Origin of the sequence: Enterobacter sp. BIGb0383 (genome assembly GCF_003751845.1) — a bacterium.
Lineage (GTDB): Bacteria > Pseudomonadota > Gammaproteobacteria > Enterobacterales > Enterobacteriaceae > BIGb0383.
The window spans coordinates 1270634-1293811 of sequence record NZ_RJKQ01000002.1 but is presented as its reverse complement, the minus strand read 5'-3'; the positions used below and the strand labels follow the sequence as shown (position 1 = coordinate 1293811).

Annotated in this window: 22 protein-coding genes; 12 read left to right on the top strand and 10 right to left on the bottom strand. The window is 56.9% G+C overall.

What is annotated here, in order from left to right; genetic code table 11:
- The first annotated feature begins 30 nt into the window (after positions 1 to 30).
- Entirely contained in the window at positions 31 to 774 is a 744-nt protein-coding gene (gene cysQ, locus EDF81_RS14450; RefSeq protein WP_123348809.1) for a 3'(2'),5'-bisphosphate nucleotidase CysQ, read from the top strand.
- Here cysQ and EDF81_RS14445 read toward each other — a convergent pair.
- Positions 768 to 1328 (bottom strand): YtfJ family protein, encoded by a 561-nt coding sequence (locus EDF81_RS14445; protein WP_123348808.1) that lies wholly within the window; start codon positions 1326 to 1328, stop codon positions 768 to 770. The two genes, cysQ and EDF81_RS14445, sit on opposite strands and share 7 nt — an antisense overlap.
- Positions 1329 to 1659: 331 nt before the next feature.
- Between EDF81_RS14445 and EDF81_RS14440 the strand changes: the two genes are divergently transcribed.
- The gene (locus tag EDF81_RS14440) at positions 1660 to 1866 is read left to right on the top strand and encodes a DUF1107 domain-containing protein (RefSeq protein WP_123348807.1); all 207 of its coding nucleotides are present in this window, start codon (positions 1660 to 1662) and stop codon (positions 1864 to 1866) included.
- Between the two features lie 75 nt (positions 1867 to 1941).
- Here EDF81_RS14440 and EDF81_RS14435 read toward each other — a convergent pair whose 3' ends face one another.
- The 3 genes from EDF81_RS14435 to EDF81_RS14425 all read right to left on the bottom strand — a co-directional run bounded on the left by EDF81_RS14435 (position 1942) and on the right by EDF81_RS14425 (position 4108).
- The gene (locus tag EDF81_RS14435; RefSeq protein WP_123348806.1) at positions 1942 to 3279 is read right to left on the bottom strand and encodes a hemolysin family protein; all 1338 of its coding nucleotides are present in this window, start codon (positions 3277 to 3279) and stop codon (positions 1942 to 1944) included.
- A 190-nt stretch (positions 3280 to 3469) separates the two neighbouring features.
- Complete coding sequence (locus EDF81_RS14430; protein WP_123348805.1) at positions 3470 to 3853, bottom strand: hypothetical protein; 384 nt, start codon at positions 3851 to 3853, stop codon at positions 3470 to 3472.
- 84 nt (positions 3854 to 3937) lie between these two features.
- Positions 3938 to 4108 (bottom strand): hypothetical protein, encoded by a 171-nt coding sequence (locus tag EDF81_RS14425; RefSeq protein WP_184999503.1) that lies wholly within the window; start codon positions 4106 to 4108, stop codon positions 3938 to 3940.
- A gap of 140 nt (positions 4109 to 4248) precedes the next feature.
- Here EDF81_RS14425 and EDF81_RS14420 point away from each other — a divergent pair, with 140 nt between their 5' ends.
- The gene (locus EDF81_RS14420; protein ID WP_123348803.1) at positions 4249 to 4632 is read left to right on the top strand and encodes a hypothetical protein; all 384 of its coding nucleotides are present in this window, start codon (positions 4249 to 4251) and stop codon (positions 4630 to 4632) included.
- 171 nt (positions 4633 to 4803) lie between these two features.
- Here EDF81_RS14420 and msrA read toward each other — a convergent pair whose 3' ends face one another.
- Positions 4804 to 5439: a peptide-methionine (S)-S-oxide reductase MsrA gene (msrA, locus tag EDF81_RS14415; protein WP_123348802.1), complete on the bottom strand. Its 636-nt coding sequence runs from the start codon at positions 5437 to 5439 to the stop codon at positions 4804 to 4806.
- A 214-nt stretch (positions 5440 to 5653) separates the two neighbouring features.
- Between msrA and tamA the strand changes: the two genes are divergently transcribed.
- From tamA to EDF81_RS14400, 3 genes are read left to right on the top strand one after another with little or no spacing between them, the layout of a single operon-like run.
- Entirely contained in the window at positions 5654 to 7390 is a 1737-nt protein-coding gene (tamA, locus tag EDF81_RS14410) for an autotransporter assembly complex protein TamA (RefSeq protein WP_123348801.1), read from the top strand.
- Positions 7387 to 11166, top strand: a complete 3780-nt coding sequence (locus EDF81_RS14405; RefSeq protein WP_123348800.1) for a translocation/assembly module TamB domain-containing protein — start codon at positions 7387 to 7389, stop codon at positions 11164 to 11166. Before tamA ends, EDF81_RS14405 begins: the two co-directional genes overlap by 4 nt.
- Before the next feature lie 2 nt (positions 11167 to 11168).
- Positions 11169 to 11504, top strand: a complete 336-nt coding sequence (locus EDF81_RS14400; protein WP_123348799.1) for a gamma-glutamylcyclotransferase — start codon at positions 11169 to 11171, stop codon at positions 11502 to 11504.
- Between the two features lie 53 nt (positions 11505 to 11557).
- Here EDF81_RS14400 and EDF81_RS14395 read toward each other — a convergent pair whose 3' ends face one another.
- From EDF81_RS14395 to ppa, 5 genes are all read right to left on the bottom strand, one after another.
- Complete coding sequence (locus EDF81_RS14395) at positions 11558 to 13141, bottom strand: methyl-accepting chemotaxis protein (protein WP_123348798.1); 1584 nt, start codon at positions 13139 to 13141, stop codon at positions 11558 to 11560.
- Positions 13142 to 13300: 159 nt separating this feature from the next.
- Positions 13301 to 13660 (bottom strand): iron chelate uptake ABC transporter family permease subunit, encoded by a 360-nt coding sequence (locus EDF81_RS14390; RefSeq protein WP_221180818.1) that lies wholly within the window; start codon positions 13658 to 13660, stop codon positions 13301 to 13303.
- Between the two features lie 133 nt (positions 13661 to 13793).
- Positions 13794 to 14429, bottom strand: coding sequence for an MOSC domain-containing protein (locus EDF81_RS14385; RefSeq protein ID WP_123348797.1), 636 nt, complete (start codon positions 14427 to 14429; stop codon positions 13794 to 13796).
- Positions 14430 to 14438: 9 nt separating this feature from the next.
- Positions 14439 to 15284, bottom strand: coding sequence for a DUF364 domain-containing protein (locus EDF81_RS14380; protein ID WP_123348796.1), 846 nt, complete (start codon positions 15282 to 15284; stop codon positions 14439 to 14441).
- Positions 15285 to 15503: 219 nt separating this feature from the next.
- On the bottom strand, positions 15504 to 16034 hold the full coding sequence (ppa, locus tag EDF81_RS14375) for an inorganic diphosphatase (RefSeq protein WP_123348795.1): 531 nt from the start codon (positions 16032 to 16034) through the stop codon (positions 15504 to 15506).
- Positions 16035 to 16434: 400 nt separating this feature from the next.
- Between ppa and ytfQ the strand changes: the two genes are divergently transcribed.
- From ytfQ to EDF81_RS14345, 6 genes are all read left to right on the top strand, one after another.
- On the top strand, positions 16435 to 17391 hold the full coding sequence (ytfQ, locus tag EDF81_RS14370) for a galactofuranose ABC transporter, galactofuranose-binding protein YtfQ (protein ID WP_123348794.1): 957 nt from the start codon (positions 16435 to 16437) through the stop codon (positions 17389 to 17391).
- 51 nt (positions 17392 to 17442) lie between these two features.
- Positions 17443 to 18945, top strand: a complete 1503-nt coding sequence (gene ytfR, locus EDF81_RS14365; RefSeq protein WP_123348793.1) for a galactofuranose ABC transporter, ATP-binding protein YtfR — start codon at positions 17443 to 17445, stop codon at positions 18943 to 18945.
- Positions 18946 to 18958: 13 nt separating this feature from the next.
- Entirely contained in the window at positions 18959 to 19981 is a 1023-nt protein-coding gene (gene ytfT, locus EDF81_RS14360; RefSeq protein WP_123348792.1) for a galactofuranose ABC transporter, ATP-binding protein YtfT, read from the top strand.
- Entirely contained in the window at positions 19968 to 20969 is a 1002-nt protein-coding gene (gene yjfF, locus EDF81_RS14355; protein ID WP_123348791.1) for a galactofuranose ABC transporter, permease protein YjfF, read from the top strand. The genes ytfT and yjfF overlap by 14 nt, the downstream gene beginning before the upstream one ends.
- Positions 20970 to 21108: 139 nt before the next feature.
- The gene (locus EDF81_RS14350) at positions 21109 to 22674 is read left to right on the top strand and encodes a methyl-accepting chemotaxis protein (RefSeq protein ID WP_123348790.1); all 1566 of its coding nucleotides are present in this window, start codon (positions 21109 to 21111) and stop codon (positions 22672 to 22674) included.
- Between the two features lie 48 nt (positions 22675 to 22722).
- A complete protein-coding gene (locus EDF81_RS14345; protein ID WP_184999504.1) occupies positions 22723 to 23169 on the top strand; it encodes a DUF2569 domain-containing protein in 447 nt (148 codons plus the stop codon).
- Positions 23170 to 23178: the final 9 nt, after the last annotated feature.

Sequence of the window (23178 nt, the reverse complement as noted above, 5' to 3'; positions counted from 1 at the left end):
TATGACCACTGCAACTATCTGAGGTGGAGAATGTTAGAACAAGTTTGCCAGCTTGCGCGTACCGCAGGCGATGCCATTATGCAGGTTTATAACGGAGCTGAACCGGTGGAGGTCACCAGCAAGTCGGATGATTCCCCGGTTACCGCGGCGGATATCGCGGCACATAAAGTGATTCTCAGCGGCCTGCAGGCGCTGACACCGGATATCCCGGTGCTGTCTGAAGAGGACCCGCCGGGCTGGGATGTGCGTCAGCACTGGCAGCGCTACTGGCTGGTCGACCCGCTCGACGGCACCAAAGAGTTTATTAAACGTAACGGCGAATTCACCGTCAATATTGCCCTGATCGACAACGGCAAACCGGTGCTGGGCGTGGTCTATACCCCGGTGACGGAGGTGATGTACAGCGCGGCGGAAGGTAAAGCCTGGAAAGAGGAAGGCGGCGTACGCAACCCCATCCATGCGCGGGAGGCGCGTCCACCTCTGGTCGTTATCAGTCGCTCCCATGCGGACAACGACGAGCTAAAGGAGTATTTGCTCCAGCTGGGCGAGCACCAGACCACTACCGTTGGGTCATCGCTGAAGTTCTGCCTGGTGGCGGAAGGTCAGGCCCAGCTTTATCCTCGCTTCGGGCCGACCAACGTCTGGGATACCGCCGCAGGACATGCGGTGGCGGCGGCTGCCGGGGCGCACGTGCATGACTGGAAGGGGCAAACCCTCGACTACACGCCGCGTGAATCTTTCCTGAACCCCGGCTTCCGGGTGTCGATTTACTGATCGGCGAGTAAACGTTGCAGCAGGGCAATCACCTGCTGCACCTCTACCTGAGTCAGCGCCCCGTCTTTAGCCCACTGTACCCGACCCGTTTTATCCAGCACCGCGATGGCAGAACTTTCTTCTGCCAGCTGCCAGGCATTGCGCACCGCGCCGTTACTGTCGACGATAATCTGCGACCAGGGGTAGAGCTTTTTATTGCTCTCAAGACTGCTGCGCACAAACATGCCGGAGCCGGGAATGGCGTCGTCGGTATTCACAATAGTGGTGGTCTGATAGCGGTCGTGGGGGAATTTTGCCGACTTAATGGCTTCGATCAGTGCAGCATTTTTCTCTTTCGCCGAGCTGCGGCCGGCAATATGCATCACAACCCGCACTTTGCCGGGCAGCTGCGCGCTATTCCAGCTTTTATAGCTAAACTTATCGTTATCGAGCAGGAGCTCGCCGCGGTCTGCCACGCCGACGGCCGGGACGCGCTGGTTGTTTTCAAAGCTATGCGCCGAGGCCATCACCGGCAGCAGCAGGCTGGCCAGCAGTATCAGTTTACGTAGGGTCATGGTGATTCCTTATTATAAATGCAGGTGATCCGACCACTTGAGGTCGCCGTTTTTAAGCATACGTGCGATCCCGGTGCTTTTCCCGCAAGCTTTGTACCAGATTGCGGCAGAACGCACATAACCGTAACAAATTGAAGCCATATACTGCGTTCATTACGCAATTGAAACGATAATTCTGAATTACTGTAATGAAACGGTAAATAAACTTATATAGGGTGGGTAACCCTGGCGTTCTGGTCTATAGTCATGAAGCTTTAAATTTGCGCCTTACATCGCTGCTGGGCCGAGTGTGGTACCGCAAGGGCGTAATACTATGCAGGAGTTAAAAACAATGAAAATTTTCCAACGTTACAACCCACTACAGGTGGCGAAGTACGTGAAGATCCTGTTCCGTGGACGGTTGTATATCAAGGACGTTGGCGCTTTTGAGTTTGATAAGGGCAAGATCCTTATCCCAAAAGTGAAGGACAAACAGCACTTTTCTGTGATGTCCGAAGTCAACCGTCAGGTTATGCGTCTGCAGACAGAGACGGCGTAATCAACAGTGCTATGCAGTAATCCTAAAAGCAACGGCTCCTGAACAGGAGCCGTTTATATTTGTGCTTAATGGCGCTTACTCGTCGCCTTTCTCGTCGGCATCCGGTAGCCTCGGCACCAGCGTGGTGGGCTTGCTGTCGATCCGCGTCACCAGCAGCTGGTCGATGCGGTAGTTATCGATATCCACCACCTCGAACTTATAGCCGGAGAACTTCACTGAGTCGGTACGTTTCGGGATCTTACGCAGCATAAACATCATAAAACCGCCGATGGTTTCGTAGTTGCCGGACTGCGGGAAATCGTCGATATCCAGCACGCGCATCACGTCTTCAATCGGCGTTCCGCCGTCGATCAGCCATGAGTTCTCATCGCGCGCCACAATCTGCTCTTCCTGTCCCTGGCCGACCAGATCGCCCATCAGGGTGGTCATCACGTCGTTAAGGGTAATAATGCCCACTACCAGCGCGTATTCGTTCATGATCACCGCAAAGTCTTCGCCAGCGGTTTTGAAACTTTCCAGCGCCTCAGAGAGCGTCAGCGTATCGGGCACGATCAGCGTATTGCGGATCATTACGCCGCTGTTCAGGGCCAGGCTCTGGTTTGCCAGCACGCGGATCAGCAGGTCCTTCGAGTCGACATAGCCGAGCAGATGGTCAATATCGCCGTTGCAAACGAGGAACTTGGAGTGCGGATGCTGCGCGACCTTGTTCTTCAGACTCTGCTCGTCTTCATGCAGATCGAACCAAATCACGTTCTCGCGAGAGGTCATCGAAGACGGTACGGTACGGGATTCCAGTTCGAACACGTTCTCAATCAGCTCGTGCTCCTGCTTACGCAGCACCCCGGCCAGCGCACCGGCTTCCACCACCGCGTAGATATCATCGGAGGTAATATCGTCCTTGCGCACCATCGGCAGCTTAAACAGGCGGAAAATCATATTCGCCATGCCGTTGAAGAACCATACCAACGGGCGGAACACAAACAGACAGAAGCGCATCGGGTTGATGATACGCAAAGCCACGGCTTCAGGCGCAATCATACCGATGCGTTTCGGGGTCAGGTCAGCAAAGAGGATAAACAGGCTGGTCACAATGGTGAACGAGATAATAAAACTCAGCTGGTCCGCCAGTTCCGGCGACACAACCTTGATCAGCATCTGGTAAAAGAACGGGGAGAACGCCGCATCGCCGACGATACCACCCAGGATGGCAACGGCGTTCAGGCCAATCTGCACAACGGTAAAGAAGGTGCCGGGGTTTTCCTGCATCTTCAGGATACGCATCGCGTTGATATTGCCGTCATCCGCCAGGAGCTTCAGCTTGATCTTTCGGGAGGCGGCAAGGGATATCTCCGACATGGAGAAAAATGAACTAATGGCTATCAGGCAAAGTATAACTAAGATACTGTTTAACATAGTTTATCCGACCATGGGCCAGATCCTCGGAAGGGAATTGATTAGTGTGCGAAATGCACATTGAAAACCGCACCGCAGGCGCTGGTGCGGCTTTTTCAGGCAACAGTATAGCGTAAGGGAATGTAAAATCACCAGAGCCGTGGTCGCGGAGGCTCTGGCAGGTAAACGCGATGCTGGTTCGCACGTTTTCTTATAGTTCTTTTAATGGATACGTGTTTGTTGTGCTTGAACCATCGCTATAGATTTCTGAAAGAGTCAGCTTTTTACCTTCAACAGAGAACCTGACGACACTGTCAGCAGGATCATCGCGCCAGCGACCTGTGCTGTCTGGATTATCGGAAGCCCACATGACCTGGTCCCCCATTAACTTGCACTTGATAGCCCAACGTGAGTTGTCGACCGGGCGGATGTAATGCACATAGGCTATTCCCGATTCTACTTTATCCAGCTTCATCGTTTTATGGTCACGATCAAACATTGAAGCGGCAGCGGCTTTGCAGACCTGACCGACAGTAATTTCTTTTGCGAAAAGTGGAGAGCTGAATAGTAATGTGATGAGTAATAACTTTTTCATGGCAATCATCCATTTTGAGTTCATGGATGTTATCGTCATTTTCGGGTGGGACTTTACGCTGGATTGCGTGATCAAGACTTCAAATCATTCCTCTTTTTCACCAACTTTACGCGACTTCAACTCCTTCCTGATAATCCGCTTAATCCATGCCGCCAGCGACTCATCGCCATCCTGATGCTGGGCTTCTTCCATTTCCTTACGGAGTTCCGGGTCCAGGCGAAACTGGAAAGGTGGATTGCCTCTTCTGTCATTCATGTGTGTTGACACCTAAGTTATCTTGAGTTAGTGTATTTATGTGTGATGACACATTACTATCACACGATGAAAATGACAACGCCCCGATTGTGCAGCAACACGTTCAGGGCGTCTAACCACGACATTAAAGAGGTAATGCTATGGCTGATGCGAATAGTAACACACCAACACACGCAAAAGATGAGGCGCTGCACTGCTTAGATAAGCAGGGTGTTAGCCCTGTCGATCTCGATATCCTGTTTTCAGACTTCGCGACGGCGTTATCCGGGCTGAGTACCGATCGGCTTTCTGCCGAAGACGCCCTGCAACTTTCTTCCTATTGCGAAGAGAATATCTTCGGGCTGTGCCATGCGCTGCGTTTTTTAGGGAAATCCTTTATTACGTTTTCTGAAAATAATGTGACTGAATTGTCTCAGGAGAGTCTGTGCCAGGCTGCGCACGGAATCACGGCGATAAGTGCACTGATCCCCGCGCTTTACACGCTTGAAAGAAAGGCTGACGGCGCACTATTTGCTGCGAGTTAGCGAAAACAGACGGCCACCAAAGCCAAAAAGCAGGGAACGCAGGCCGGGGAGTAAAGCGTGCCACGCCAGGGAAGGCGTGGCTCGAGCGGTCAGGGATGACGCTTTTGCGTCTTTACGATCGGCCTGCGTTCCCTGCGTCAGGCACACTCTCAAGACTGGCTACCCCTAAATTTACTGCGGCGGTAAACACACCCCAATTCCCCCGATACCGCAGTAGCCGTACGGGTTCTTATGCAGATACTGCTGGTGATCGTCCTCGGCATAGTAGAACGGACCGGCGCTGGCGATCTCGGTAGTGATAACGCGTTCATCTCCGGCGGCGGTCATTGCGTCCTGGAAGCGTTGCAGGCTTGCCTTGGCTGCGGCATCCTGTTCAGGCGTCAGCGGATAAATCGCCGAGCGGTACTGGGTGCCGTGGTCGCCGCCCTGGCGCATCCCCTGGGCCGGGTCGTGATTTTCCCAGAACACTTCCAGAAGTTGCTCATAGGAAATGGTTTGCGGGTCGTAGACAATACGCACGGCTTCGGCATGGCCGGTTTCGCCGGTGCAGACTTCGCGATAGGTCGGGTTTGCCGTATAGCCGCCGCTGTAGCCTGCTGCAGTACTGTAGACGCCCGGCAGGGACCAGAAGAGACGTTCAACGCCCCAGAAACAGCCCATAGCGAAGAGGGCGATTTCCATACCCGGCGGGACGTTAGTCATCGAGTGCTCGTTTACGGCATGCAGCGCGGCAACGGGCATCGGCGTGCCACGGCCGGGCAGAGCGTCCGACTGTGCAACAAGGTGGTTTTTATCAAATAAACTCATGCCTGTGGCCTCCCGGCAGCGATGATTGTGGTTAGGGTTGTAACCCGATGTCTCTTTGCACACAATAACAGCGTGAAAACGTCTAGAGTTAACTATTAAGAAATATTTGTGTCGTCGTATTTTTTTCAACCCTGAGCGCTGGTTTTTTGTGACGTCGCGGAGCGGCCGGTCATTCAGTGTGCAGGGGGGAAGGTAAGGATAGTCAGGAGAAAACGTGCCACAAATCCGTCAGTTATGTTGGGCAACCCTGCTCATAGCAACAACCAGCGCTGTTCATGCAGCGAATATCCGTTTACAGGTCGAAGGGTTATCTGGCGAACTGCAGAAAAACGTTCGGGCACAGCTGTCAACGATTGAGAGCGATGAGGTCACGCCGGACCGGCGCTTTCAGGCCCGCGTGGATGATGCCATCCGCAGTGGACTAAAGGCGCTGGGGTATTACGAACCGACCATTACCTTTGAACTGCGTCCGCCGCCGGAAAAGGGGCGGCAGGTGCTGCTTGCCCGCGTCTCGGCCGGTGAGCCGGTTCGTATCGGTGGCACGGACGTTGTGCTGCGCGGCGGTGCGCGTACCGACCGCGACTATCTCGATCTGTTAAAAGGCAGGCCCGCTGTCGGTACCGTGCTGAAGCATTCCGACTACGACAGCTTCAAAAGCAGCCTGACGCGGGTTGCGCTGCGTAAAGGCTACTTCGACAGCGAATTCAATAAAAGCCAACTGGGCGTCTCCGTGGAGCGTCAGCAGGCATTCTGGGATATCGATTACGACAGCGGCCAGCGCTATCGCTTCGGTGCGGTCACCTTTGAAAATTCCCAAATCCGCGACGAGTACCTGCAAAATCTGGTGCCTTTTAAGCAGGGCGACTTCTACCAGTCCAGCGATCTCGCCGAGCTTAACCGTCGCCTCTCCGCCACTGGCTGGTTTAACTCGGTGGTGGTGGCGCCTCAGTTCGATGAAGCGCGTGAAAGCAAGGTCCTGCCGCTGCACGGCGTGCTGAGTCCGCGCACCGAAAACACCATTGAAACCGGCGTGGGCTACTCAACCGACGTCGGCCCACGGGTAAAAGCCACCTGGCGTAAACCCTGGGTGAACTCTTACGGCCACAGCCTGACTACCAGCGCCAGCGTTTCCGCGCCGGAACAGCAGCTCGATTTTGGCTATAAAATCCCGCTGCTGAAAAACCCGATTGAGCAGTACTACCTGGTGCAGGGCGGCTTTAAGCGTACGGATCTCAACGATACGGAGTCCGACTCCACGACGCTTGCCCTGTCGCGCTTCTGGGATCTCTCCAGCGGCTGGCAGCGGGCGATTAACCTGCGCTGGAGCCTCGACCACTTTACCCAGGCCGACGTCACCAACACCACCATGCTGCTCTATCCCGGGGTGATGATCAGCCGCACCCGCTCCCGTGGCGGTCTGATGCCGACCTGGGGCGATTCCCAGCGCTACTCGATTGACTACTCCAATACGGCCTGGGGCTCTGACGTCGATTTTCTCGTGATGCAGGCGCAGAACGTCTGGATCCGTACTCTTCAGGATAAACACCGCTTTGTGATGCGCGGCAACCTGGGCTGGATTGAAACCGGCGACTTCGAACGCGTGCCGCCGGACCTGCGTTTCTTCGCCGGGGGCGACCGCAGTATTCGTGGCTACAAGTATAAATCCATCGCGCCGAGAAACGACGACGGCAAGCTGATAGGGGCGTCGAAACTGGCGACCGGCTCGCTGGAGTACCAGTACAACGTGACCGGCCCCTGGTGGGGCGCCGTCTTCGTTGACGGTGGCGAAGCGGTCAGCGATATCCGCAACAGCAACTGGAAAACCGGCGCGGGCGTCGGCGTTCGCTGGCAGTCGCCGGTGGGGCCGATCAAACTCGATTTCGCGGTGCCGGTGGGTGACAAAGACGAGCACGGTTTACAGTTCTACATCGGTCTGGGGCCTGAATTATGAGTTTATGGAAGAAGATAAGCCTCGGCGTACTGATTTTTATTGTGCTGCTGCTGGGCACCGTTGGATTTCTGATTGGCACTACCAGCGGCCTGCATCTGCTGTTTAACGCGGCTAACCGCTGGGTTCCGGGGCTGGAAATCGGCCAGGTCACCGGCGGCTGGCGCGATCTGACCCTGAGCAATATCCGCTATCAACAGCCGGGCGTGGCGGTCAATGCCGGACGCGTGCATCTGGCGGTCAAGCTGCGCTGCCTATGGGACAGCCAGCTGTGCGTGAATGATATCGCCCTGCAGGATATTAACGTGGCGATCGACACCAAAAAGATGCCGCCGCCTGCCGCGCCGGTTGTGGAAGAGGAGAGCGGCCCGCTGAACCTCTCCACGCCGTATCCCATCACGCTGAGCCGCGTGGCGCTGAACAATATCAATATCCAGATTGATGACACCACCGTGTCGTTAATGAACTTCAGCTCCGGCCTGAACTGGCAGGAGAAAAACCTGACCCTGACGCCGACTTCGCTGCAGGGGCTGCTGATCGCCCTGCCGAAAGCGGCGGAGGTGGCCCAGGAGCAGGTGGTCGAGCCGAAGATCGACAATCCGCAGCCGGGCGAGCTGCCGCTGGGGGAAACCCTGAAGCAGCTGTTTGCCAAACCGGTGCTGCCGGAGATGGCCGACGTCAATCTGCCGGTCAATCTTAATATCGAATCCTTCCACGGCGAGCAGCTACGCCTGACCGGTGACACCGACCTGACGGTGAGCAATATGCTGCTCAAGGTGAGCAGCAGCGACGGCCATATGCGGCTGGATACCCTCGATATCGACTCAAACCAGGGCCTGGTCAATGCCACCGGCAGCGCGCAGCTTAGCGGCACCTGGCCGGTGGATCTAACCCTGAACAGCACCCTCAACGTTGAGCCGCTCAAGGGCGAGAAGATCAAACTGCAGGTCGGCGGCGCGCTGCGGGAGCAGCTTCAGCTGGGCGTTAATCTCTCCGGCCCGGTGGATATGACTCTGCAGGCGCAGACGCGGCTGGCGGAAGCCGGGTTGCCGCTGAACCTGGAGATCAACAGTCAGCAGCTTTACTGGCCCTTTACCGGCGAGAAGCAGTTCCAGGCGGACAAACTGGCTCTCAAGCTCAGCGGCAAAGCCACCGACTACAAACTTGCCTTCAGTACCGCCGTCAGCGGGCAGGATGTGCCGCCCGCCACCATCAACCTTAACGCCACGGGCAACGAGCAGCAGATTAACCTCGATAAGCTGACCGTCGCGGCGCTGGAGGGCAAAACCGAGCTGCAGGCGGTCCTCGACTGGCAGCAGGCGATCAGCTGGCGCGGCGAGCTAAAACTTGCCGGGATCAATACGGCGAAGGTCGCGCCCGACTGGCCGTCGAAGCTCGACGGTCTGGTGAAAACCCGGGGCAGCCTCTACGGTGGGACCTGGCAGATGGAGGTGCCGGAGGTCAATATCACCGGCAACGTGAAGCAGAACCGGGTGAAGGTTGCCGGCGCGCTGAAGGGCAACAGCTATCTGCAGTGGTTTATTGAAGGTTTACACCTCGAGCTGGGGCGCAACAGCGCCGATATCAAAGGTGAGCTGGGCGTTCAGGATCTGAACCTTGATGCCACCATCGATGCGCCAAATCTGGATAACGCCCTGCCGGGCCTGGGCGGCAATGCAAAAGGGCTGGTGAAGGTGCGCGGCACCGTCGAGGCCCCGCAGCTGCTGGCGGATATTACCGCCAACCGCCTGCGCTGGCAGGAGCTCACCGTTGCCCGCGTGCGGGTCGATGGCGATATCAAATCCAGCGACCAGATCGCCGGTAAGCTGGATGTGCGGGTAGACAGCATCGTTCAGCCGGGTATTAACATCCGCCAGGTGTTGCTGAACGCGGACGGCAGCGAGAAGCAGCATCGTCTCCAACTGCGGGTACAGGGCAAGCCGGTCTCCGGCCAGCTGGATCTGGCGGGCAGCTTTAACCGGGAACAACAGCGCTGGACCGGCACGCTAAGCAATACCCGCTTTGCCACGCCGGTCGGTCCCTGGACGCTGAGCCGTCCGGTCGCACTGGACTACCGCAATCAGGAGCAGAAAATCAGCATCGGGCCACACTGCTGGAACAACCCGAATGCCGGACTCTGTATTCCGCAGACCATCGATGCCGGAAAAGAGGGGCGGGCAGTGGTCGATCTGACCCGCTTCGACCTGGCGATGCTGGCACCGTTTATGCCGGAAACCACCCAGGCCAGCGGCGTCTTTACCGGCCGGGCGGACGTCAGCTGGGATGCCACCAAAGAGGGGCTGCCGGAAGGTCAGGTTAACCTGAGCGGACGCGGCGTCAAAGTCACCCAGACGGTCAACGATGCACCGCTGCCGCTGGCGTTTGACACCCTCAACGTCAACGCTCGTCTGCGCGATAACCGCGCCGAGCTGGGGTGGATGATCCGTCTGGTCAACAACGGTCAGTTCGACGGTCAGGTACAGGTCACCGATCCCCAGGGACGGCGGGCGCTGGGCGGTAATATCAATATCAGCAACTTCTCGCTGGGCATGGTTAACGCCATCTTCTCCCGCGGCGAGAAAGTGGCGGGGATGCTGAGTGCGAATCTGCGTCTCGGCGGCAATGCCCAAAGCCCGCAGCTGTTCGGACAGATGAAGCTGGATGGTCTGGATGTGGAAGGCAACTTTATGCCGTTCGATATGCAGCCGAGCCAGGTTGCCATGAACTTTAACGGCATGAGCTCCAGCCTGCAGGGCGTGGTGCGCACCGCGCGCGGGCAGATCAATCTGAGCGGCGATGCGGACTGGAGCCAGCTCGATAACTGGCGGGCGCGGATCGCCGCCCAGGGGAACCGGGTGCGGATCACCGTGCCGCCAATGGTGAGGCTGGATGTCTCCCCTGACGTGGTCTTTGAGGCGACGCCGAGCCTGTTTACCCTCAATGGTCGGGTGGACGTGCCCTGGGCGCGCATCGTGGTGCACGACGTGCCGGAAAGCGCGGTCGGCGTCTCCAGCGATGAGGTAATGCTCGACGAAAACCTGCAGCCGAAAGAGACCAAAACGGCAGGCATTCCGATCAACAGCAATCTGACGATCCACGTCGGTAATGACGTACGTCTGGACGCTTTCGGCCTGAAAGCGCGCCTGACCGGCGATCTGCGCGTGGCGCAGGACCGTCAGGGGCTGGGTCTCAACGGGCAGATTAATATCCCGGACGGGCGCTTCCACGCCTACGGCCAGGATCTGCTGGTGCGTAAAGGCGAACTGCTCTTCTCCGGCCCGCCGGACCAGCCGCTGCTCAATATCGAGGCGATTCGTAACCCGGACGCCACGGAAAACGACGTGGTAGCGGGCGTGCGCGTCACCGGCAGCGCCGATGAGCCGAAGGCGGAAGTCTTCTCCGACCCGGCAATGTCGCAGCAGGAAGCGCTCTCTTATCTGCTTCGCGGTCAGGGGCTGGAGAGCGGACAGAGCGATAGTGCGGCAATGACCTCAATGTTAATAGGCCTGGGGGTTGCACAAAGTGGGCAGGTTGTGGGTAAAATCGGCGAGACGTTTGGCGTCAGCAATTTAGCCCTGGATACCGAAGGAGTCGGTGACTCTTCACAGGTTGTGGTCAGTGGCTATGTACTGCCGGGTCTGCAGGTGAAATATGGCGTGGGAATTTTTGACTCACTGGCGACGCTTACGTTACGTTATCGCCTGATGCCCAGGCTTTATCTGGAAGCCGTGTCTGGTATAGACCAGGCACTTGATGTGCTCTATCAGTTTGAGTTCTAGCAATGCGAATATTTGTTTACGGCAGTTTACGACGCAAACAGGGCAACAGCCACTGGATGACCAACGCCCAGTGGCTGGGCGATCACAACGTCAATGACTACCAGCTGTACAATCTGGGCCACTATCCGGGCGCGGTTCCGGGAGAGGGTCTGGTACAGGGGGAAGTTTATCGAATTGACGCCTCGACGCTTGCCGAGCTTGATGCGCTCCGCACCAAAGGCGGCGAATACGCACGTCAGTTGATTCAGACGCCTTACGGCAGCGCATGGATGTACGTATACCAGCGTCCGGTAAATCAGTTTAGGCTGATTGAGAGTGGTAACTGGCTGGATCGATAAGTAAAAATAAAAAGCCCGTCAGTGTTCTACACTGACGGGCTTTTTTGCGTTTATTAAAGCGCGTTTTCGCGCAGTTTAAACACGCTCACCGTTTCCAGGAGCTGTTCCGCCTCGCGGTGCATGGCGTGCGCGGCGGCAGAGGACTCCTGAGACAGCGTGGCGTTCTGCTGGGTCGCAGTATCCATATGGGTCACCGCGATATTAACCTGATCGATCCCCGCGCTCTGCTCGTGGCTGGCCTGGGAAATTGCCTCGATCAGCTCGCTGACCTTGCTGACGCTCTGCAGGATCTCCGCCATCGCCGAACCGGCTTCTTTCACCTGGACGTTGCCGTCATCAATGCGGCTAACCGAGCGGTCGATAAGGGTGCGGATCTCTTTCGCCGCACCCGCCGAGCGCTGGGCCAGCGCGCGCACTTCGGCGGCGACTACCGCAAACCCGCGACCTTCTGTGCCCGCACGGGCCGCTTCTACCGCCGCATTCAGCGCCAGGATATTGGTCTGGAAGGCAATACTGTCGATCATGCTGATAATGCTGTTGATCTCGCTGGAGAACGCGCTCACTTCGCTCATGGTCTGTACCGCACGCTCTACCGCTTCGCCGCCTTTGTCGGCAATCGTGCGGGCATTACGGGCGATATCGCTGGCAAAGTGCGAGTTTCCGGCATTGCTCTTCACCACCGAGGTGAGCTGCTCCATTGAAGCGGCGGTCTGCTCCAGCGCGCTGGCCTGGGCTTCATTACGGGCGGATAAATCGCGGCTGCCGCTGGCGATCTGTGCCGAGGCGCTGGCGATGGTTTCCGTGCCGGTACGTACATCGGCCACGATACGGGTCAGATTATCGTTCATCTCCAGCAGGGCGCGCATCAGCCCGGCGGTTTCATCCCGGCCCGCGACGGTAATGTTCTGCTGCAGATTACCTTCGGCCACCGAACGGGCGACCGTCACCGCCTGCGCCAGCGGACGGGTAATGCTGGTCACCAGCCACCAGGTCACGAGCGCCCCGACCAGCAGGGTCAGGCCCATGGTGATAAACAGCATCAGGCTGGTTTGCTGATACTGGGCCTGGTTCTGGCTGTGGGTCTGCTGATTGATCTCTGCGGCATGGGCCAGGGTGCGGCTCACGACGTCATCGATCATCTTCGTCGGTTCACGGTCGATGCCGGTGACCAGTTTATCCACGCGCTGTGCGCTGGTCGGGTCAGCGACGGCGTACTGCTGCAGGGCGTCGAGATAGTGTTTTTCCAGCTCGGCGTGACGCTGGCGTGTCTCCAGCACCCGCGCATTGTCCATGCCGATCTTCGGCAGCAGTTCGCTGAGGCTAGTTAACAGCTGCTGGGTTTTCTGGCTCTGGTCGATAAACGCAGTGCGGTATTTATCAAACGTTTTCTGATCCTGGTTGCCGCGCAGCAGGGTATTTTTCCACTCCTGGACCTGAATTTTAAACTGCACCTGCGCATTACGGGCGGTATCGATGCTGTCGGCGATAATCTGCTGCGTCGCCATAATACGGTTGTTCTGGGCCAGTCCGTTGGCGTTGACGCTCAGTCCGCGAACGCCGATAAACAGCGTGGCGAGCAGAAGCAGCGTCGCGAGAAGCCCGAGACGCTGACCGATAGTAAGATGGTTGAGTTTCATGCCGTTCTGTTATTCCCGAGGTGATAAAAAGAGAGATCGCAATCACAGGATTGGGTATCGACCCGGGGGAGTCAGACTTTATGTAGGGCAAAAGAGCAGAATTTCAGCTATTTGAATTATGTCATTAATTTTCATCGGCAAAAATTCATTGTGAAGGTTTTATGACAGTGCGCGACTGCGGGAAAAAACAGCGCTGAAGCGCAACGATACCCCGTCAGAGACGCCCAGGATATCGGGCGAGACGATGGGGTTACGGAACAGGTTCTGGTAGGCGCTTCCGGCATCTGCCAGCGCCGCATCGACCATCAGGGCTGCGCAGATCCGCGGCAGCCTGACGTTCATTACGATAAGCGCTTCCGCAGGCGTCCAGACCGGCGTAACGGCAACATATTTTGACAAGAGAATGGCCAGAACGCGTTCCGGCGCAATATAAACCCGGCTCACGCCGAGAGAGACAATGGCTAAAACAACAAAAATCCCCGTCCGGATATGGCTGGTAATTGCGCGATCACCAGCCATATCCGGATGGGGAAAATTGTTCACTAGCATTTTTATTAATTGTGATGCTTCAGGCGGAATTTTCATGGCTTATTATGCTGAGGTGATAAATATAGTTTCTCCTATATTAAATCTATATATATCACCCGTTTAATTACGTGTTTAACTGTTTTAGAAAGCGTTCCGTCCACTCTTTTGCCATATAAGGAAGGGAAGCAAGTTCTTCCAGAATAGCGGTGTCCTGCGTAGGGTTAAACACATAGTGCTGTACGCGAGCAAGGGTCCACTGAGGATTTGGCCTCTCGAGCAGCCGGGCTGCATCGCCTGTCGTTATTTGCCCTTCCGTCAGCACCCGATAGAACCATCCGTTCCGGTGGGTGCCGTGCATTTCAAGATTCATTTCCGGGTGATTGAAGCGCCGGTTCATGGTGCCACAGGCTTCGCGCCCCTGAGTGACCTGTATCACCGCTCCGCCTGCCTGAAAAATATCGCCAATGCACAGATCGCGTTCCGTAATACCGTGGGTGGAGATATTTTCACTGAAGGCGCCGGGCCGCTCCAGCCGGGGATGTGGCAGGCCCAGATAGCTTTTCCAGTACGCATAATGATCGAAAGCGTAGTGCAGCAGGGCCTTATCGGCATCGTCATACTGCTCTCTGTCGCCGGTATCGCTTTCAGCCCCGTCAAAGTGGATAAAAGCCGTTTTCTGCACCGGGCGCTTACGCTTCTCCTGGCCCGGTTCCTGATAGTTACAAAGGAGATGTTCAACGATAAAAAGAGGAGATTGCATGGCGGTGCCTCAATGTGTCAGAAGTAAGCTTACCCGCTCAACGGATTTGCCAAAGAAGTGATAGCCCGATGCGCCCTCAGCCAGCAGGTCGAGAAGCGCGTCAATATCCATTACGCGGCATCCGCCAATCACGGCGGCTCCACGCTGCAGGAAGGGCGCGGGCAGCAGCGGCGTGGTGGGACCAATAATGGCAAACTGCGTATCCGGCCGGGCGAGCGCAAGGAGGGGATCCAGCGTATCGTTGATCAGCGTTGTCCCCGTCGAGATAATAATATCGCCCCATGGAATCACCTCAGAGGCCGTGTCCGCCGGGGCAAAATAGGGTATCTCGGACGCTTTCAGCACCGACGGGTCGAGTTCCAGAATTTTAAAGGCCTGGCCCCTTTTGCGCAGTTCACGAATATAGGGCGGAAAGGCACCGACCAGCACCACGTTGCTGGTGGCCGGAAGGGGGAGCAGATCGAATGCATCTTCTTTATTGCCAATCGTTACCCCGGCGCGCCACTCAGGGTTTTCCCAGAGCAGCTCAATCAGCGCATTAAGGGCGGCAATCGCGATGGCTTTGCGCAGAGGAAAATCACAGTAGAGATCTCGCAGAATCGTTTGTAGCGGCTTACCTTTTAGCTTTCCCGGTGAGGGAAGGGCTTTCGCCGAACTGGTGCAGCATACCGCCGAAGGAATGGTTTTTATGGGCGTGGCCGCGAGGCCGCCGCTACCGTTGCTGAGCTTAACCGCCGTAAAAAAGAGCCCAACGGTCACGCGGTCGATGTATAAGGTTTCTATTTCCGCAGGAAGTAAACGGGCAGCTTCCTGATGCAGAGAGGCTAAAAGCGAAGGGACATTTTCTAATGTCATCAGCGGGTCCTCGTTCCTTGTATCGCTGTATAGGTAACAATATAGCGACAGTATACTCGCCCGAGGTCCGTTGGGTATTTGTTTTCGTTTTTAATAATTGAGCTAAATGGAAAGCGGCATTATTCATTCAGTCTGGTAATAATGTTTCTGAAGCTGACGGCCACGGAAACGAAAAAACCCTGAACGCAGTGTCCAGGGTTTTTCAGCGGGCAAAGAAGATTACTTCTTCGCTGCGCGCTCGAAGGAGGCAATGATTTCGGCTTTCGCGGCTTCGGCGTTATCCCAGCCGTCCACTTTCACCCATTTGCCTTTTTCGAGGTCTTTGTAGTGCTCGAAGAAGTGGGTGATCTGCGCTTTCAGCAGTTCCGGAATATCGTTCACATCTTTAATGTGATCGTACTCTTTGCTCAGCTTGGTGTGCGGTACCGCAACCAGCTTGGCATCTTCACCGGATTCGTCGGTCATTTTCAGGACGCCAACCGGACGGCAGCGGATCACTGAGCCTGGCTCCAGCGGGTACGGCGTCGGGACCAGCACGTCTACCGGATCACCGTCCAGGGAGAGGGTGTGGTTGATGTAGCCGTAGTTGCACGGGTAGAACATCGCGGTGGACATGAAACGGTCAACGAACAGCGCGCCGCTGTCTTTATCGACTTCATACTTGATTGGATCTGCGTTAGCAGGAATTTCGATGATAACGTAGATATCTTCTGGCAGTTCTTTGCCCGCCGGGACGTTGAGTAAGCTCATGTTTGTTTCCTTTGAAATGTGTGCAAACAAGTGCCGGGTATTATAGCCAAATGGCGCGGAAAGTCTTTGCCTGTTTTCGCCGATCGCGGCCTTCAGACTGCATTTTCAGACCGTTTCCATAGCGTGAAAATCCATAACCTCAGCCGGATACTGAATAAATTTATGGAAGCGGTTACAAATGGAGTGGAAAAGCGAAAAACCTGACAAAAAATTCATCAATTTCAACCGCTGACCCGCTCCCCGCGATGCCGCATCACGCCCTGACTCCCGCCGTCAGCCTGAGTTAACAATTCATTCACTTTTCTGAAGTGTGATGTAACGCAGTCCGTTACATCGCCTATTGTCTATAGTTCTTGCGCAGGTGACGTTTTACTTACAATAACCCTACGAGGACGTCCTTATGTGGAAGCGTTTACTTCTTGTCACAGCAGTTTCGGCAGCCATGTCGTCTATGGCGATGGCCGCTCCCTTAACCGTGGGATTTTCCCAGGTTGGGTCTGAATCCGGCTGGCGAGCGGCCGAAACCAGCGTCGCGAAAAGCGAAGCGGAGAAGCGCGGCATCACGCTGAAGATCGCCGACGGACAGCAGAAACAGGAGAACCAGATCAAGGCAGTACGTTCCTTTATTGCCCAGGACCTGGACGCCATCTTTATTGCGCCCGTGGTGGCGACCGGCTGGGAGCCGGTGCTGAAAGAGGCCAAAGAGGCGGAAATCCCGGTATTCCTGCTGGACCGCTCTATTGATGTCAAAGATAAGTCGCTCTATATGACCACCGTCACCGCCGACAACGTGCTGGAAGGTCGTCTGATTGGCGAATGGCTGATTAAAACCGTTGGCGACAAGGCGTGTAATGTCGTTGAACTGCAGGGCACCGTCGGTGCCAGCGTGGCCATCGACCGTAAGAAAGGCTTCGCTGAGGCTATCGCAAAAGCCTCCAACATCAAGATTATCCGCTCCCAGTCCGGCGACTTTACCCGCAGTAAAGGGAAAGAGGTGATGGAGAGCTTTATCAAGGCGGAAAACAACGGCAAAAACATCTGCATGGTTTACGCCCACAACGACGATATGGCGATCGGTGCCATCCAGGCCATTAAAGAAGCGGGCCTGAAACCGGGCAAAGATATCCTCACCGGCTCTATCGACGGCGTGCCGGATATCTTCAAAGCCATGCTCGACGGTGAAGCTAACGCCAGCGTAGAGCTGACCCCGAATATGGCCGGTCCGGCGTTTGATGCGCTGGAGAAATTCAAAAAAGACGGTACCGCACCTGAGAAGCTGACCCTGACCAAATCGACGCTGTTCCTGCCTGAAAATGCCCAGGCGGAGCTGGATAAGAAAAAAGGTATGGGTTACTGAGTGATTGATTCCCCTCCTTCATCTGAGGGAGGGGAGTAAGGGGATAATAATATGACCGCCGAATCACAGCAGGTTATTTTGCGCACCGAAGGCCTGTGCAAATTTTTTCCCGGCGTTAAGGCGCTGGATAGTGTCGACTTTAGCCTGCGGCGCGGCGAAATCATGGCGCTGCTGGGTGAAAACGGTGCCGGTAAATCGACCCTGATTAAAGCCCTGACCGGCGTTTATCACCCGGATCGCGGCACTATCTGGCTGGACGGTAACGCGATCTCGCCAAAAAATACCGCCCATGCCCAGTCTCTGGGGATTGGCACTGTTTATCAGGAAGTGAACCTGCTGCCGAATATGTCGGTGGCGGATAACCTATTTATCGGGCGCGAGCCTAAGCGCTTCGGCTTTCTGCGGCGCAAAGAGATGGAAAAGCGCGCCACCGAACTGATGGAAGGCTACGGCTTCTCCCTCGACGTGCGCGAGCCGCTTAACCGCTTCTCGGTGGCGATGCAGCAGATTGTGGCGATCTGCCGGGCTATCGATCTCTCGGCGAAAGTGCTGATCCTCGATGAGCCGACCGCCAGTCTCGATACCCAGGAAGTGGAAATGCTCTTTACCCTGATGCGCCAGCTGCGCGATCGGGGCGTCAGCCTGATCTTTGTCACCCACTTCCTCGATCAGGTCTACCAGGTCAGCGACCGCATTACAGTTCTGCGCAACGGGGGCTTTGTCGGCTGCCGGGAAACCCGCGAGCTGCCGCAGATTGAGCTGGTCAAAATGATGCTTGGCCGCGAGCTGGATAACAATGCCCTCCAGCGCGCCGGGCGGACGCTGCTGAGCGATAAGCCGGTGGCGGCCTTTAAAGATTTCGGTAAGAAAGGCACCCTTGCACCGTTCGATCTGGAAGTTCGTCCGGGAGAGATCGTCGGCCTGGCGGGACTGCTCGGTTCCGGGCGTACGGAAACCGCCGAAGTTATCTTTGGGATCAAACCGGCAGACAGCGGCACGGCGCTGATCAAAGGCAAACCGCAGACGCTGAGCTCGCCGCATAAGGCTTCCTGTCTGGGGATCGGATTTTGTCCGGAGGATCGCAAAACCGACGGCATTATTGCCGCCGCCTCGGTGCGGGAAAACATTGTTCTCGCCCTGCAGGCCCAGCGCGGCTGGCTACGACCCATCTCCCGGCGCGAGCAGGGTGAAATCGCCGAGCGCTTTATTCGTCAGCTTGGCATACGTACCCCCAGCGCCGAACAGCCCATTGAATTTCTCTCCGGCGGCAACCAGCAGAAGGTCCTGCTCTCCCGCTGGCTGCTGACCCGACCCCAGTTCCTGATCCTCGACGAGCCAACTCGCGGCATTGACGTGGGCGCGCACGCGGAGATTATCCGCCTGATCGAAACCCTCTGCGCCGACGGTCTGGCGCTGCTGGTGATCTCCTCCGAACTGGAGGAGCTGGTGGGCTATGCGGATCGGGTGATCATTATGCGGGATCGCCGCCAGGTGGCGGAGATCCCGCTGGATGCGCTGTCGGTTCCGGCGATCATGAATGCCATTGCGGCATAAGGAGTCACCCGTGATGTCCCGTTCCCTTCCGCAACCCGGCCAGCCAAAGCGGCGTTTTAACTGGCCCACCGGTATGCCGCAAATTATCGCGCTGCTGCTGGTGCTGCTGGTTGACAGCCTGGTCGCGCCGCACTTCTTTCAGGTCGTTTTACAGGACGGGCGGCTGTTTGGCAGCCCGATTGATATTCTGAACCGTGCCGCACCGGTTGCGCTACTGGCCATCGGCATGACCCTGGTGATCGCCACCGGTGGGATCGATCTGTCGGTGGGGGCGGTAATGGCGATTGCCGGTGCCACCGCCGCCTCGATGACCGTCGCCGGCTACAGCCTGCCGGTGGTGCTGCTGGCCGCCATTGGCTCCGGCGTGCTGGCGGGTCTGTGGAACGGTATTCTGGTGGCGGTCCTCAAGATCCAGCCCTTTGTGGCGACGCTGATCCTGATGGTTGCCGGGCGCGGGGTCGCGCAGCTGATCACCTCCGGGCAGATTGTGACCTTTAACTCGCCGGAACTCTCCTGGTTCGGCAGCGGTTCGCTGCTGTTCTTCCCGACGCCGGTGATTATCGCCGTGCTGACGCTGATTGCCTTCTGGCTGCTGGTGCGTAAAACCGCGCTGGGGATGTTTATTGAGGCGGTTGGGATCAATATCCGCGCCGCCAAAAATGCCGGGGTGAATACCCGCACCGTGGTGATGCTGACCTACGTGCTGAGCGGCGTCTGTGCGGCCATTGCCGGGACCATCGTCACCGCCGATATTCGCGGTGCCGACGCCAACAACGCCGGGCTGTGGCTGGAGCTGGACGCCATTCTGGCGGTGGTGATCGGCGGGGCGTCGCTGATGGGCGGGCGCTTTAATCTGTTCCTGTCGGTGGTGGGGGCGCTGATTATTCAGGGCATGAACACCGGCATTCTGCTCTCCGGGTTTCCGCCGGAGATGAACCAGGTGGTGAAAGCGATTGTGGTGCTGTGCGTGCTGATCGTCCAGTCGCCGCGCTTTATTAGTCTGATCAAGGGGATGCGTGGTCATGATAAAACGTAACTTGCCGCTGATGATCACCCTCGGCGTTTTTGTGCTGGGCTATCTCTTTTGCATGACTCAGTTTCCGGCCTTCGCCTCAACGCGGGTGATCTGCAATATTCTGACCGATAACGCTTTTCTCGGCATTATCGCCGTCGGCATGACCTTTGTGATCCTCTCCGGCGGGATCGATCTCTCCGTCGGGTCGGTGATCGCCTTTACCGGTGTCTTCCTGGCAAAAGCGATTGGCTACTGGGGGCTGTCGCCGCTGGTGGCCTTCCCGCTGGTGCTGGCGATGGGCTGCGCTTTCGGGGCGTTTATGGGGCTGCTTATCGACGCCCTGAAAATCCCGGCCTTTATTATCACCCTCGCGGGGATGTTCTTCCTGCGCGGCGTCAGCTACCTGGTGTCGGAGGAGTCGATTCCGATTAACCACCCGATTTACGACACCCTGTCGAGCCTGGCGTGGAAAATCCCCGGTGGCGGACGGCTGAGCGCGATGGGCCTGATGATGCTGGGCGTGGTGGTTCTGGGGATCTTCCTCGCCCACCGGACCCGCTTTGGCAATCAGGTCTACGCCATTGGCGGCAACGCCACCTCGGCGAGCCTGATGGGGATCTCCACCCGCAGTACCACCATCCGTATCTATATGCTCTCAACCGGCCTGGCGACCCTCGCCGGGATTGTCTTCTCTATCTATACCCAGGCGGGCTACGCGCTGGCCGGGGTGGGCGTGGAGCTGGATGCCATCGCCTCGGTGGTGATTGGTGGGACGCTGCTGAGCGGCGGCGTCGGGACGGTGCTGGGCACGCTGTTCGGCGTCGGGATTCAGGGGCTTATCCAGACCTATATCAACTTTGACGGCACTCTGAGCTCCTGGTGGACCAAAATTGCCATCGGCATTCTGCTGTTTATCTTTATCGCGCTACAGCGCGGGCTGATTGTGCTGTGGGAAAACCGGCAGAGCGCGAATGTGACGCGTATCACAGATAATGGCATAAGGTCATAACATATTGATATGATGAAAAAATAACTAAAACTTTTCCGCTAGCGGCCGATACCATCCTTTATACCTAAAATTACTCCGGGTTCTTGCCCGGAGAATGCATTACACACAACACACAATCATTGCTACCGGAATCTCCATCATGCTCAAAACGCTATCGATTCGTGCCGGCCTGCTCTCTTTACTCGCCGTCATGACCCTGTTACTGCTGCTGGTCAGCGGTATCGGCATTTATGCTCTTAGTCAGAGCTCTTCCTCTCTTGAACGTATTAACCACCTCCAGGGCGAGCAGATGCTGCGCCTCAACGAGGGCTATACCGGTATTCTGCGCGCGCGTAATGAAGCGGGCCAGGCGGTGCGAATGATGGAAATTGGTCTGCTCGATGACGCCGCGAAATCGGTGAAGGCTATCCAGCTTGATGTGGAGAAGTCGGGTAAAGCGCTGCAGAGCGTGATCGACAGCGGCGTTGACGATCCTCAGGGCGCGCAGTTGCTGGAAAAAGTCGCCGCCAGCTACGGCGCTTATTTTAAAGACGGCATCACGCCGATGCTGACCGCGCTCAACGAACAGAGCCCGGATGCGTACTACGAGCTGCTGGAAAGCAAGCTGATTCCGGTATCGCATCAGTTCGATACGGATATGCAGGCGTTCCAGGTCTGGGGCGAAGCCCGCGGGCAGTCGGAGGTCAGCGCGGTGCTGGCCAGCAAGAGCCGGGTGATGATCGCCATTGTGATCGCCGCGCTGCTGACCGCCGGGGTGATTGTGCTGGCCTGGCTGGTACTGCGCCATCTGCTGCTTAAGCCGCTGGACGCCTCAATTGCCCAGATTGAACAGGTTGCCGCCGGTAATCTGCTGCTGGTCCATGAAAAACCGGCCAGCCAGGAGTTCAGGCGCCTGAGCACGGCCATTGACGGCATGCGCACGGCGCTGATGGAGTCGGTGATGCGGGTACGCGACGCCAGCTCACAAATCGATATCGGCAGCCGGGAGCTGACCGCCGGGAACGAGCATCTTTCCCAGCGGACGGAATCCACCGCGACCTCTCTGGAGCAGACCGCTGCCAGCATGGAGCAGATCACCGCCACGGTGAAACTGAATGCGGACAACGCCGAGCAGGCGCATAAGCTGGCGAAAGCGGTCTCCGACACGGCGGATCGCGGCAGCGAAATGGTCTGCTACGTGATTGAAAAAATGCGCGATATTTCCGGCAGCTCCAGCCGTATCGGCGATATCCTCAGCGTGATCGACAGTATCGCCTTCCAGACCAATATTCTGGCGCTCAATGCGGCGGTCGAAGCGGCGCGTGCCGGCGAGCAGGGCCGTGGTTTTGCGGTGGTCGCCGGAGAAGTCCGTACCCTTGCCAGCCGCAGCGCTGACGCGGCGAAAGAGATCCGCCAGCTGATTGGCAACTCCCAGTCGCAGGTCAACGAAGGCAGCGAACTGGCCCAGCAGGCCGGAGAAACCATGGATGAGATCGCCGAAGAAGTGGTGCGGATGACCAAACTGATGCGCGAAATTGCCAGTGCTTCGCTGGAGCAGAGCCGCGGCATTGAGCAGGTCAATATCGCCGTCAGCCAGATGGATGAAACCGCCCAGCAGAACGCCGCCCTGGTTCAGCAGTCTTCCGCCGCGACCCGTTCGCTGGAAGAGCAGTCCCGCGAGCTGATGCAGGCGATGTCGTCATTCCGTTTACAGGCTCAGGCCTGATAGTATTGTCTGCCGCGCATTCGCGCGGCAGATCAACAGGGAGGTCGTGTGGACAACAGGGAGCATACTCCTGGTCAGGAGATCGGCGGCTGGCTGTGGCTGGCAGTGCTGTGGTTGTTTATCGGCGTGATGTCTTATCTCATCAGCGCCATTGATTTGCAGGGGATGCTACGCGGCAGCTACGGCAATCTGGCCGACCCACAGGTGAGAATGTTGTTATTTTATCTGGGTTCCAGAGTGGGCCTGTTGGGTTATAGCGTCTGGGTAGCCTTTCTGTTTTATCAGCGTAAACGGGTTTTGCCGTTCGCCGTTATCACGCTCATCATCGCCGAGTTGATTCTGTCCGGTATCGATCTGCTGCTGCTCGACTCTCTGTTGTTTTTCCCGCTGGACATTGAATCCGCGCTGTCTGTGTTCCGCGCGCTGATTGTCGCCGCGATCGCCATCCCCTATTTTTGTTTTTCTCAACGCGTAAAACGGACCTTTGTAAAATAAAAAAGCGCC